Source organism: Rhodococcus sp. 06-1474-1B (genome assembly GCF_002258885.1).
GTDB classification, from domain to species: domain Bacteria; phylum Actinomycetota; class Actinomycetes; order Mycobacteriales; family Mycobacteriaceae; genus Rhodococcoides; species Rhodococcoides fascians.
In genome coordinates this window covers 99,035-112,549 of sequence record NZ_NOYR01000028.1, presented here as the reverse complement: position 1 = coordinate 112,549, position 13,515 = coordinate 99,035, and the positions used below count along the sequence as shown (strand labels likewise).

9 protein-coding genes are annotated in these 13,515 nt (G+C 65.3%); 8 read left to right on the top strand and 1 reads right to left on the bottom strand.

Going from position 1 to position 13,515, the window contains the following annotated elements:
- Window positions 1-267 precede the first annotated feature (267 nt).
- From CH266_RS17445 to CH266_RS17410, 8 genes are all read left to right on the top strand, one after another.
- A complete protein-coding gene (locus CH266_RS17445; RefSeq protein WP_027496308.1) occupies window positions 268-762 on the top strand; it encodes a hotdog fold domain-containing protein in 495 nt (164 codons plus the stop codon).
- Window positions 763-774: 12 nt separating this feature from the next.
- Window positions 775-1,683 carry a prephenate dehydrogenase dimerization domain-containing protein gene (locus CH266_RS17440; protein ID WP_094715836.1) on the top strand — a complete coding sequence of 303 codons (909 nt, stop codon included), beginning with the start codon at window positions 775-777 and terminating at the stop codon, window positions 1,681-1,683.
- Window positions 1,684-1,715: 32 nt separating this feature from the next.
- Window positions 1,716-2,669, top strand: a complete 954-nt coding sequence (locus CH266_RS17435; RefSeq protein WP_027496306.1) for an AurF N-oxygenase family protein — start codon at window positions 1,716-1,718, stop codon at window positions 2,667-2,669.
- A gap of 128 nt (window positions 2,670-2,797) precedes the next feature.
- A complete protein-coding gene (locus CH266_RS17430; protein WP_027496305.1) occupies window positions 2,798-3,769 on the top strand; it encodes a daunorubicin resistance protein DrrA family ABC transporter ATP-binding protein in 972 nt (323 codons plus the stop codon).
- The gene (locus tag CH266_RS17425; protein ID WP_032365639.1) at window positions 3,766-4,623 is read left to right on the top strand and encodes an ABC transporter permease; all 858 of its coding nucleotides are present in this window, start codon (window positions 3,766-3,768) and stop codon (window positions 4,621-4,623) included. Before CH266_RS17430 ends, CH266_RS17425 begins: the two co-directional genes overlap by 4 nt.
- A 10-nt stretch (window positions 4,624-4,633) precedes the next feature.
- Window positions 4,634-5,488 (top strand): ABC transporter permease, encoded by an 855-nt coding sequence (locus CH266_RS17420; RefSeq protein ID WP_032365640.1) that lies wholly within the window; start codon window positions 4,634-4,636, stop codon window positions 5,486-5,488.
- A gap of 42 nt (window positions 5,489-5,530) precedes the next feature.
- A complete protein-coding gene (locus CH266_RS17415) occupies window positions 5,531-6,424 on the top strand; it encodes a glycosyltransferase (RefSeq protein WP_094715835.1) in 894 nt (297 codons plus the stop codon).
- 148 nt (window positions 6,425-6,572) lie between these two features.
- The gene (locus CH266_RS17410; protein WP_032365693.1) at window positions 6,573-7,508 is read left to right on the top strand and encodes an esterase/lipase family protein; all 936 of its coding nucleotides are present in this window, start codon (window positions 6,573-6,575) and stop codon (window positions 7,506-7,508) included.
- A 70-nt stretch (window positions 7,509-7,578) separates the two neighbouring features.
- Here CH266_RS17410 and CH266_RS17405 read toward each other — a convergent pair whose 3' ends face one another.
- Window positions 7,579-13,437 (bottom strand): amino acid adenylation domain-containing protein, encoded by a 5,859-nt coding sequence (locus CH266_RS17405; protein WP_094715834.1) that lies wholly within the window; start codon window positions 13,435-13,437, stop codon window positions 7,579-7,581.
- Window positions 13,438-13,515: the final 78 nt, after the last annotated feature.

Genomic DNA, 13,515 nt, shown 5'->3' with positions numbered 1-13,515 from the left:
CTCATTCTTCTGCGCTGAAACTTTCGCTTCAACCATCCGAGGGAGGAAACCCACACCGATCGAGCTGGTGGTCCGGACGCGCTCACGTGGAGCGCTGGTCTCATGTTCTGCTCAGCCGATCTCTCGATCAACTCACCCGGTTCAGGCCGCACGCAAGCGCGTCCCGTGTCCAGGCAACCCGACCAGTATGCCGCAGTATGCGCGACAGATCAACTCGGGGTCGATCCATACGCTCCGCACGACCTTACTCAGCAGTAAGGTAAGCCCATGAACACAGTCGCAACCACCACCGGGGCCACGTATCGAGCCTGGTCGAAGCTCCCGAACAACACTATCGGATCCACCGTGTTCTCCATCGGCATGTGTCTACGTGTGCCCTACTTCGCGTCCGTGCTGCCGCGGGTGGTTGCGCTGGAACCGGGGCGCTGCGAGGTCACGGCCCCGAAATGGCTGGGGATCCGCAACCACCTCGGCACGTTCCACGCGATCGCCGCGTGCAACCTCGCCGAGGTTGCGATGGGGATGCTCGCCGAGGCCACCGTTCCGACGTCGCACCGCTGGATCCCCAAGTCGATGACCGTCCAGTACCTGACGAAGGCGACCACGTCACTGCGCGCGGTGGCAGAACTGGAGACCATTCCCGATTTCGCGACCATCACCGACGGATGCGAGATCGTCGTGCCGGTTGCCATCCGTGACACCGCGGGCGTCGAGGTGGTGCACGCCGACATCACGATCTGGGTATCTGCAGCCTCTCGTTGACATACTCGACCGATGGACACGGTGACGCGGTCGGAGCAGCAGAATTCGGTAGTGGTGGTCGGGGGCTCCGGAGCCGTCGGCCGGCTACTGGTCGATCTCCTGCGCGGCGACGGCGTGCAGGTGACCGTCGTCGACGCTCGAGCCGCTTCGACATCGGTCGACGCCGCGACGCTCGTCGGCGACATCACCGCACCCGACCACCGCGTCACAGCTGCATTGTCGACTGCGTCGACGGTCGTGCTCGCTGTGCCCGAGTCCGTGGCACTGTCGGCCGATCTGACCGCGGTACGCCCCGACGCACTGCTGGTGGAGACGCTGTCGGTCAAGTCCGGCTACTCGCAGTACGCCGGCCGCGGCGGACACCTCGGCCCGACGCTGGGCATCAACCCGATGTTCGCACCGTCCCTGGGCATGAACGGACGCCCCGTTGCCGTCGTCGTGCACCGACCCGGCACCTCGGCCGACGCGTTCGTCGACAGACTGCAGCACTGGGGTGGCCGGACCGTTCTCCTCGACGCCGAGCGTCACGACCGACTCGCTGCGGCGACCCAAGCGCTCACCCACGCCAGTGTTCTCGCGTTCGGGCTCGCCCTGGCCGAGCTCGATCTGCCGTTCGCCGACATCGACGCCGTCGCTCCTCCCCCACACACGACGATGCTCGCCGTCCTCGCACGCATCACCGGTGGTGAGCCCGAGGTGTACTGGGACGTTCAGGCAGGTAACCCGCACGCCGCCGACGCGCGGGCGGCGCTCCACCGCGCGACGCAACTGCTCGGCGAGACCGTCGAATCCGGCTCGGAGTCCGAGTTCGCCGAACTGATGAACCGAGCAGGCAGCGCCCTCGGCAGCTCCGCCGATCGTTATCGATCCGTCTGTGCCGAGTTGTTCGGTATCGTTCGAGGTTCCGGCGACAATTCGTGATCGCCGGTCCGGACGCGGAGGCGGGGCACACGATGTTGGAACAGCCGACCTTGCCGGAGCACGACCCCCACGATGTCGTCGAGAGCGCGGTCGTAGCGCGGTTGGCGAAGAACTGGTCGCAGCGTGCCACCGTCAAGAAGCCCGAACCCCAGTTGGACGATTTGTTCGACACGACCAAGCGAGATTTTCCCGACGCCTTGATCCCGTTCGGAGAACACGACACATTCCTCGGTGCCGAACCGGAACAGCAGGATCGGCTGCGGGCCTGGGGCTGGATCGCGTTCAACAAGAACGTGATGGATGTCGAGCAGCACGTCGTTCACCCCGGATTTTCCCTGCTCGCCCAGGATGTGTTCGAGACCGGGATGGGCGACACCCTCGCGGTCGCGGTGACTCAGGCCATGGTGGACGAGCAGTACCACACGCTGATGCACCTCAACGCCAGTGCGGCGACCCGTCGCGGTCGCGGTTGGGCGTTGTCCGAACGATCCCTGCCGTTCAGTTCCACCGTCCGTCGCCAGCGGACCGCTCAGGCGAAGAGCGACGACCCGTGGTCTGCGGCGATCAGCTCGCTCGCCTTCATGACGGTCGCAGAGATTTCCATCACGTCGTACCTCGATCTGATCGAGGACGACGACGTCATTCAGCCGATCAATCGGGCGACGGTCAAGCTCCACAATCGCGACGAGTACTGCCACGCATCGATTGCCGACGACATGGCGGCGATCGTCTTCGACAGGCTCGGATCCAACGATCGACAGAAGTTTCTCGACGGTCTCGTCGACGGCATGGATGCGTTCTCGAGCAGCGACTTCTCGACGTGGGCGCGCATTCTCGAACTCGAAGGTGTCCGCGGAGCCGAGGCCATGATCGCCGACGTCGAGGCCGACAAGAGCCGTCGAGCGCTGGTTCAGGACTACAGCGGACTGCGATCCCTGTGCCGAAAGCTGGACGTCGAGGACAGTATCGATATCGATTGGGGCTGACGGCAGAACATCTGCGACTGCAATCCACAGGTAACATTTCCCGGCAGTTCCCGTATCAAGTAGTGGCCCTACCCTCCACGGGCCCCGGCACTGCCCCGGCCCCATTCACCCCACAGCTCGGAGATCCGATGTCGTCAGCTCAGCACGCAGCCGTACACGTGGAGGACGTGCACAAGTCCTTCGGCGATGTGCATGCGCTGCGCGGCATCAGCTTCTCGGCCGAGCGGGGAACCGTACTCGGCATCCTCGGCCCCAATGGTGCGGGCAAGACCACGACTGTGAAAGTGCTGTCGACGCTGATCGCGCCCGACAGCGGCCGGGCCTTCGTCGCCGGCCACGATGTTGCTGCCGACGCTCCCGCGGTGCGGCGGTCGATCATGATGACGGGTCAGTACGCCGCCCTCGACGACACTCTTTCGGGGCGCGAGAACATCGAATTGTTCGGCCGCCTCATGGGTCTGGACAAGAAGGCTGCCAAGGCTCGCGCCAAGGCCCTGCTCGACGAATTCGACCTGTCCGATACCGGCAAGCGTCCGGTCCGCGGCTACTCCGGTGGCATGCGCCGTCGTATCGACATCGCATGTGGCCTGGTCGTGCGTCCCGAAGTCGTGTTCCTGGACGAGCCGACCACCGGACTCGACCCTCGGAGCCGACAGGGTGTGTGGTCGTTGGTCGAGGCACTGAAAGCCCAGGGCATCACCGTGTTGCTGACGACGCAATACCTCGAAGAGGCAGACGTACTGAGCGACAACATCATCGTCATCGACAAGGGCACGGTCATCGCCGAAGGTACGTCCGATCAGCTCAAGGCCATGACCGGCGGTAGCTACTGCGAAGTGGTGCCTCTCGATCCGGGTCAGCTACGAGCAGCGGCCGAGGCGCTGGGTGAGATGGTCCCTCCGGCGGTGCACGCCGAGATCACAGCCGCGTCCGACCGCCTGTCCGTGCCGGCCCCCGACGGTGCCGCAACCTTGTCCGAGATCCTCCGCCGTATCGACGCCCGTGGCATCGTGCTGGCCGACATCGCGTTGCGCCGCCCCTCGCTCGACGACGTCTTCCTCACCCTCACCGGCCATTCGCAAGCGAGCCCCACGCCGTGACGGCCACGACGCGAGGCGTCTCGAATACGCGTGCGGTCACCGCTCCTCGGACAACCACCGGGTCGACGACGCAGCAGCCCAAACGCCGGTCACGAACGCGGCCGTCCGGCTTCGTGCAGTGGCAGGCACTGACCGGGCGTGCACTGTGGACGATGCTCACCCAGGGTGAGCTGCTGATCGCGGTCATCGCTCCCCTGATCTTCACCATCGGCTTCTACCTTCCGCTCAAGTTCGTGATGGGCCTGCAGGGCATCGACTACGCACAGTTTCTGATGCCGATCATCGTGCTGCAGGCAATGGCGTTCACCGCCATCTCCGCCGCGCAGAGGGCATCGACGGAGGCAATGAGTGGACTCAACTCCCGTCTGAAGACGATGCCCGTCGTACGCGGTGTCCCGCTGGTGTCGCGAATCTCGAGCGGTGTCGTCCGTTCACTGGTATCGCTCGTATCCGCACTCGGCTTCGGCTACGTCATCGGCTTTCGCTTCTCCGCAGGATTCGGTCAGGCCCTGCTGTTCTGCGCGCTCGCCATGCTGATCAGCACCACGTTGTCGATCGGTGCCGACGCAATCGGAACGCTGTCGAAGAGCCCCGAAGCGACCAGCCAGGTGTTGACCCTGCCCCAGCTCATCCTCGGCATGGCCTCGTGCGGATTCGTTCCCGAAAGCGGCTTCCCGGAACTCATCCGACCGTTCGTTCGCAATCAACCGATTTCGCAGTTCTCGTTCGCTATGCGCGACATGGCCGAGGGCGGAGTCAGCTTCCAGGTGTTGTGGCCATCCCTCGCCTGGGTGGCCGGCCTGCTCCTGTTCTTCGTCCCGCTCGCCATCTGGGCGAGCTCGAGACCAGAATGACGAGTCCGAGATGACGATGACAGAAGCGTCGGTGAACGCTGCACGCGTATCCAACCTGACCTTTCCCGAACCCAACATGGCCCTGCGAGAAGGGTCGATTCGTGCGCTCGGGACACACAGCCTGATCCAGGCCAAACGACTTCTGATGCGGTGGATGCGCGATCCGTCAACGATGATTCAGGCGTTGCTGTACCCCGCGTTGATGCTGGTCATGTTCCGTGTCGTGCTCGGGAACTCGATTTCCGCGGCCACCGGATCGCCGGCGATCTACGGCCAGGTGCCGATGATCGCTCTGGTCGGAGCCATGTTCGGGTCCATCGTCAGCGCTGTCGGCCTCAAGGGCGAACGAAAGTCGGGTCTGTTGGCTCGGTTCTGGACAACGCCCACTCACCGTGCGGCCGGCCTCCTGGGCAGGATGATTGCCGAAGCAGTTCGGGTGCTCGTGACCACCGTGGTCATCATCTGTGCCGGTGTAGCGCTGGGGTTCAGGTTCACCCAGGGAATTCAGGCCGGCATCTTGTTGCTGCTGATTCCTGTCGTGTTCGGTATCGGGTTCGCAGTCATGGTCACGTTCCTCGCCACGGTGGCCGGCGACGCACCACTGGTCGAAGTGGTGTCGATCTTCTGCACGTTGTTGATGTTCTTCAATGCCGGATTCGTCCCCGTCCTCGCGTATCCGCTCTGGCTGCAGCCGGTGGTCGCAGCGCAGCCGATGTCGGTTGCGGTCTCCGCGATGCGCGCGCTGGCACTCGGAGGGCCCGTCATGACTCCGATTCTCCAAACTCTCGCGTGGTCTCTGGGAATGGTCGTGATCTTCCTCTACCCTGCGATTCGGGGGTACAAGAAGGCATCTGCGTCGGGCTGATCGCGTCGTCCGGGCCGACATTTCTACGTTGGGGGATTCGTTGTGGTCGACCGGGCACGACCTGAGCATCCGTCGGTATCGGTGATCGTTCCCGTCGGCGGCCTCGATCCGCACTTGGACGCACAGTTGCAGGCTCTGGCCGATCAGGATGTCGGGTTTCCGTTCGAGGTGCTCGTTGCGGACAACACGCGAGACGGAGACCTCGGCGAATACGTACTCACCCATCCTTTGCGAGAGCGGCTGCGGCTCAGGTCGGTCGATGCCTCCCGCGAGACCGGAGCGGGTTACGCACGCAACTGCGGTGCCCGAGAGGCGTCCGGCGATCTGTTGGCGTTCTGCGACTCGGACGATGTCGTGCACTCGTCGTGGCTCACCACGCTCGTACAGGAGGCGTCGTCGTTCGATGTTGTCGGTACTGCGGTCGAAACCGACACGCTGAACAGCGTCCGGGCGCTGTCGTGGACGCCCACGACAGCGCCGGAGAACCAGGGCCGCACCGACTTCCTGCCGTTCGCGATCGGCGCGAGTATGGCCTGCTGGGCATCGGTCTACAGCGATCTCGGCGGCATGGACAACCGCTACCGAGCAAGCCAGGATGTCGAGTTCAGTTGGCGGGCGCAACTGGCGGGTTACACCTTGGGGTTCAGTACCGAGGCAGTAGTGGCGTATCGACTGCGTGACGAGCTACGCCCTCTCCTGCGCCAGTCTTTCCGCCTCGGGTTCGGCTTCGCCAAGCTTCGCGGAATCTACCGGCCTCAGGGGTGCCCGGCACTGAAAGTGCGCCGAGTCGCGTCCTGGTGGATGGCGCTGCTGCTGCGCAATCCCCTGCTGCCGACGTCGCTGACCGGGATGTCACGCGGCCATTGGCTGCGTGCGTTCGTCATCCGGGTCGGCGAGCTTCGCGCAGGAATCAGATACGGAGCCATCGGTTGGTGATGTCCACCACACGGGCTCGCCGACCGGCCTGCCCGACCGGCACCCTTGACCTGCACGCCTGTTACGCCTGTGTGTCCGGCTGTTACGGTCGGTGACGCAGATGCAGGTGACAGCGGCGGATTCCCACGCCCCGGACGAGATAGAGGCCATGCCGAAGAAGTTCACGAGAGTATTGCCCACGGCGATTGCTGTCGCGGTGGCCGGTGCCCTGTCCTTCACCGGGACGGGCACGGCGGTCGCTGCGCCCTCGCCCACCGGAACCTCGGTTTCTGCCACGCCTACCCTCGAGGGTGCCAACGACTTCGGCTGTGTTCCCAGCGCGGCCCATCCCCGTCCGGTCGTGCTCGTCCACGGAACCAAGATGGATGCGTCCACGTGGAAGATCCTGGCACCGCAGCTGAAGAGCGAGGGTTACTGCGTCTTCGCACCCAACTACGGCGGAGTATCGCTGCTGCTCGACCCGGGCACGACCATCTGGGGCTCCGGCGACATCGCTGAGTCGGGCCGTCAGATCGGCCGTTTCGTCGACGAAGTACTCGCGGCGACCGGTGCCGAGCAAGTCGACATGGTCGGCCATTCGCAGGGTGGCACCGCCACTCGGCAGTACATGAAGTTCGATGGCGGCACCGATGCGCAGGACCCCGCCCGCAACAAGGTGCACACACTGGTCACACTGGGTGCCACCAACCACGGCACGACCTTCGGCGGTTTGCAGCAGCTCTCCGAACTGCTCACCTCGCTCGGCCTGCCCGGCGACGCACTCACCCCCCTGACATACAACATGGCGGGTGCCCAGCAACTCGTCGGTTCGACGACGCTGACGAGCTTGAACGAAGGCGGAGACGTCGAACCAGGGGTCGAGTACACCGTCATCGCCACGCGCAACGACACCGTCTCGACACCGCCCGCGAACACCTTCCTCAAGTCCGGCGACCCTGCGATGGTGCACAACGTCTGGGTTCAGGACGTGTGCCCCACGGCGACGACGTCCCACGTCGGTCTCGTCGCCGATCCCGCTCCCCTGTACATGGTGAAGACCGCACTCGATCCCGATTACGCAACCACCACGCCCGCACCCTGCTGAACATTCTCCACACGCAACGACGAAGGCCTCACGACACGATGTCGTGAGGCCTTCGTCGTTGCCGAACGGACTACCGGTGCAATTCCGCGTCCAGCACAGGCCCGATCTCGGTCGATGCCGGCGACGACGCCATCTGCCAGTGGGTCGAATGGACCGGGACGACCGTCACGCCCTCGCTCAGCGCACCGCGCCACGTCGCCGCCGCCACGTTGCCCGTGGGATCGTCGGTGACCGATGCGAACAGCAGCGCTCGTCCTGTGAAGGTCTGTGGCACATAGGTTTCGATGAGCTCTGCCGATTGTGCGATCCCGTCGAGGATCCCGGCGACCCGTTCGCGGGAAATCGAGTCGAAAGGTGCCGGCATCGACTTCAACAGTTCGGCCACGGAGTCGACCGTGAGTTCACCGATCTCAAGGTGGTTGTCCGCACCGACACCCAGCCCGCCGAGAATCTCGTCCGCCGATACCGGCCTGTCGACGAGGTGGTCCGACCCACCCGCAACGAACGAGTCCATCATGGCCAACGTCGAGACCTCGTGGCCCTCACGTTGCAGTTGCACGGCCATCGCATGCGCGATCAGTCCGCCCATGGACCACCCCAGCAAGTGATACGGGCCCGACGGTTGCACGGCGCGAATCTTGTCCACGAATACCGCAGCCCACTGTTCTATCGACTGCGGCACAGGTTCTGCACCGGACAGCGCGGGCGACTGCAATCCGTAGATCGGACGGTCGTCGCCGATGTGTGACGCCAGGGCACCGAAGGCCCAGGACAGACCCACGATGGGGTGGATACAGAACAGCGGGGCCGAAGAACCGCCTACCCGTAGAGGTACCAGGACCTCGAGCCCGCTTGCTTCCGCTCCGTCGACTCCCGATGCCGTGGCAGCAGTGATCCGTGCCGCAAGGGAGGCAACGGACGCGTCCACGAACAACCAGTTCAGAGGAACAGGCCGACCACCGAGGGCCCCCTTCAGCGCGGAGACCAACTTGACGGCCAGCAGCGAGTTGCCGCCGAGCGAGAAGAAGTCGTCGTCGAGTCCCACGCGTTCGACTCCCAGAACGTCCGCGAACACACCGGCAACAGCTTCCTCCACCGGTGTCTGCGGCGACCTGAACTCGCGGGTCTCGAACTCCGGACTCGGCAGCGCCCGACGATCCAGCTTTCCCGCAGCGTTGAGCGGTAGAGCGTCGAGCACCACGAAGGCCGACGGAACCATGTAGGACGGCAGCGCAGAAATTGCCTCCGCCCGAACGAGCTCGACATCGATGTCGGTACCGGGAGTAGGAACCAGGTACGCCACCAACGACTCACCGACCGCCGAGTGCGACACCACGACGACAGCCTGACTCACCGACGACCGCGCCGTCAGCGCAGTCTCGATCTCTCCCAACTCGATTCGCTGCCCACGGAACTTGACCTGAAAATCGGTGCGACCGATGTACTCGAGCCGATCGGCATCCATCGACCACCGCACCAGATCACCGGTCCGGTACATCCGCGTCCCCACGCCGTCGAACGGGTTCGCCACGAACCGCTCCGCCGACAGGTCCGGCCGCGCAACGTAACCCCGCGCCAACTGCACACCCGCCAAGTACAACTCCCCCGGAACGCCCGCCGGTACCGGATGCAGACGCGAATCCAGCACGTGCACCGAGGTGTTCCACTCGGGCACACCGATGGACGCCGATCCGGACCCCGCCCCGTCCTCGGAGACATCGCGATAGGTGACGCTGACCGCCGCCTCGGTAGGCCCGTACAGGTTGTGCACCCGCGCATCCGACACTGCCCGCCAGGCATCGACGGTACCCGCGGGCAGCGCCTCACCGATGACGAAAACATGCCGCAGCGACGAGATCGACTGCGCCGACACCGCTTCGACGAACACCGTCAGCATCGACGGCACGAAGTCCGTCACGGTCACCCCGTGCCGCGCGATATCGGCGGCGACCGCCTCGACGTCACGCTGCGCGCCCGGGGCCGCCACGATCAACCGACCGCCGGTTCGCAGCGGCAGGAAGAAACCCCACAGCGAGACATCGAACGTCGTCGCCGTCTTCTGCAGGTACACATCCGACGCATCGAGACCGTATTCCTGCGCCATCCACGCCATCTGGTTGACGATGGCCCGGTGTTCGATCGCCACGCCCTTCGGACGACCGGTCGACCCGGACGTGAACAACACGTACGCCAGGTCGTCCCCGGCGGCGCGCGGAAACACCACCGACCCGGACGGCTCCGGTGGATCGGTGATGTCGACGACCGGAACAGCGGTCGCCGTGACGAAACCATCTCTGGCCGTGGACAACACGACCACCGGAGCGGCCGTGTCGAGAATGTAGTCGTTACGTTCGGTCGGCTGATCCGGGTCCACCGGAACGTACGCCGCGCCCGATCGCAGCACCGCATACATGCCGACGACCAACTCGACGGACCGCCGCATCGCGAGCCCTACCAGAACCCCTGGCCCGGCACCGTGCTCCTGCAACAGCTGCGCAGTCGCGTCCACCCGAGCCGAGAACTCCCGATACGTCAGCGACCGTTCGCCGAACACCACCGCGACCGCGTCGGGCGTGTCGGCCACCACCCGATCGAAGCCGTCCAACAACACCTCGGCGGATTCGATGGCCACCTCGTCGCCGTTGCCGCGCAACATGATTCGTTCACGCTCGGCCGAATCGAGAACGTCGATATCACCGACCACGACATCCGGACGAGCGGTCACCGCCTCGAGTACAGCCACCAACCGTCGCCCGAACGACGCCACCGTCGACTCGTCGAACAGATCCGTCGCGTACATGAGCTCGCCGGCCAGACCTGCGCCGTCCCCGAGTTCGGTGAGCGTCACCTGAAGATCGAACTTCGCCGACGCCGCCCCGGACCCGAATGCCTCGACGCCGAGATCCGGGAGCTCGAACGACCCCTGGGAGAAGTTCTGGAAGAACAGCGCTACCTGGACCAGCGGGTGCCGCCCTTGTGAACGCACCGGATCGAGTACCTCGACGAGACGCTCGAAGGGCACGTCCACATTGTCGAAAGCCTCCAGGTCGGAGGTACGTACGGCGTCGAGTACCGCGCCGAACGGGGCATCCTGGGCAATCTGTGTTCGCAGGACCACCGTGTTGACGAACATGCCCACCAGGTCGTCCAATCGTGCGTCGCCGCGCCCACCCACGGGTGCTCCCACGGCGATGTCAGCCGTCCCGGACAACGTGGCCAGCAGCACCGCCAGCGCCGCGTGCACCACCATGAACGCGGTGGCGTCGTGCTCGCGTGCACACTCGAGTACGCGGGCGTGCAGTGCAGCGTCGATCTCGAACGCCGTCACCGCCCCCTGCCCCGACGCGACCCGCGGGCGCGGCCGGTCGGAGGGCAGATCCAACTGCTCGGGGAGGCCGTCGAGCGTGCGACGCCAATAGTCGATCTGCTTGCGGGCCAGCGACTTCGGATCCGATTCGGAGCCGAGCATGTCGAGTTGCCAGAGTGTGTAGTCGACGTACTGGACCGGCAGCGGTGCCCACTGCGGTGCCGATCCGCCGTGCCGCGCGAGGTACGCCGTCATGACGTCGCGGGACAGCGGGGCCATCGAGAGCCCGTCCGCCGATATGTGGTGGGCAACGAAGGCCAGCACGTACTCGGGTGCTGCACCGGCGGGGTCCGTGATGTGGAACAGCCGGACACGAAACGGGATCTCGACGGTGACGTCGAATCCCCGGGTGAAGAACTGTGTGACCGCAGCGAGCGCGTCGTCACGAGCGATGCGGACCACGTCCATCCCGACGTGCGTCTCGGCCTCGTCCCGCACCTGTTGATACCCGACACCGTCGATCTCCGGATACACGGTGCGCAACGATTCGTGTCGACCGACCACGTCCCCCACGGCGGCCTGCAGCGCGTCGACATCGAGTTCTCCGCGGAGCAACAGAGCGACCGGCACGTTGTTGAGGGCGGAATCGGTGTCGAGGCGGTTGAGGAACCACATGCGCTGCTGTGCAGACGACAGCGGGATGCGCTCGGGCCGCTGCCTCGACGTGTCGAGCGCAGCTCGAACCGGACCGTCCGCCGAATCGGCGGCCTGCGCCAAGGCCTCGACGGTGGAGGACTCGAACACCGAGCGCGCCGGAACATGGACGCCCAGAGCCGAACCCAATCGAGCCGCAAGCTGTGTGGCGATCAGGGAGTTGCCCCCGAGTGCGAAGAAGTCGTCGTCCAGGCCGACCCGTTCGACCCCGAGCAGCTCGACGAAGATATCGGCCACCACATGTTCGGTAGTGGTCGACGGGGACCGGAACTCCGCGGCCTCGAACACCGGTTCCGGCAGTGCGTCTCGGTCCAGCTTGCCGGTGGGAGTCAGCGGGATCGAATCGATCCGTGTGATCACCGAGGGCACCATGTGCGCAGGCAGACTCCGCCCGGCCTCGTCCAGCACCCGGTCCAGGTCGACGTCCGTCCCTGCCACCGGCAGTACGTACGCTGCGAGAACGGTTGCGCCGGTGGGACTGCGGTGACCGAGGGTCACAGCGAAATCGACCCCGTCCTGCGCTGTGAGAACGGCGTCGATTTCACCGAGTTCGATTCTGAAGCCTCGGATCTGGACCTGAAAGTCGTTGCGGCCCAGGTATTCGATGGCCCGTCCGGACGCCACTTCCCGCCAGCGCACCAGGTCACCCGTGCGGTACAGTCGGCTCTGCTCCGAGTTACCCTCGGCTGCATACGGATTGGCGACGAAACGCGCCGCGGTCAGCGCGAATCGTCGATGGTATCCCCGCGCAAGGCCGGCACCGGTCAGATACAGCTCCCCCGGCACCCCGGCGGGCACCTGCCGCAACCGGTCGTCGAGCACGTGGTAGCCCATGTCCTTGGTGGACGGCCCGAGCAGCACGGCTTCGCCCGCGTTCAAGGGCGGCGAGATGTTGCACACCATCGACGCTTCGGTGGGGCCGTAGACGTTGTGAAAACGTCTGCCCGGTGCCCACTTCGACATCAGTTCCGAGGTGAAGGCCTCGCCGCCGATCGCGAGCACTCGCATGTCGGGCACCTCTGCCGGATCGAGTGAGGCCAGCGCCGCCGGGGTGATGAACGCATGGCTGACGCGGTGGTGGCGGAGCATGTCACCCAGATCGGAACCGCCGTAGACACCGGGCGGGACGATGACCATCGTCGACCCCGCGCCCACAGCCATCAGTAGCTCCAGCACGGACGCATCGAAGCTGGGGGACGCGAAATGCAATGTGCGCGAATCGGAGTCCAGCCCGTAGATCTCGACCTGAGTGGAGGTCAGCGGTGCCAGCCCGGCGTGGGAGACGGCGACGCCCTTCGGCAGACCGGTCGAGCCGGAGGTGTAGATGACGTACGCGAGCGTGGACGGGCGAATCGGTGCCCGTCGGTCGTCCGCCACGACGGGATCGTCGGACAACCCCTGGAGTGCACCTTCGATGTCGGACGAGTCGAGGCTGATCCACGACACCGACGTCGGCATCGATTCTTCGAATTGTGTTGCAGTGACACCCATTCGCACGCCGGAGTCGTTCACCATGTGCGTGATGCGGGCGGCCGGGTAGTTGGGGTCGATGGGCACGAATGCAGCACCGGTCTTCGCCACGGCCCACACGGCCGTGACAGATTCGATCGAACGGGTCAGTGCCAGTGCCACGAAATCCTCGGGGCCGACCCCGCGTTCGATGAGCAGCCGGGCCAGCCTGGACGACCGGGAGTCGATCTCCCGATAGGTGAGCGACCGGGTGCCGCACTCCACCGCGATACCGTCCGGGTTCTTTTCCACCGCCGCGGCGAGCAGAGTCGGTAGCGCGACCGTACGAGCCGGTCGCTGTCGGGTGGGTCGTGCACGGGTAGGCCTGGGGCGGCTCGACCGTCCACCCACTCGGCCGCCCGACTCGGACGGTGTGCCGGTCGATCCATCCGAACTCATCTGAACTATGACTCCTCACCAGTGTTGCCCCGCGCTCGGTCGTGGACGACGCGTCGGCCGATCCGACCGTTCATCGTC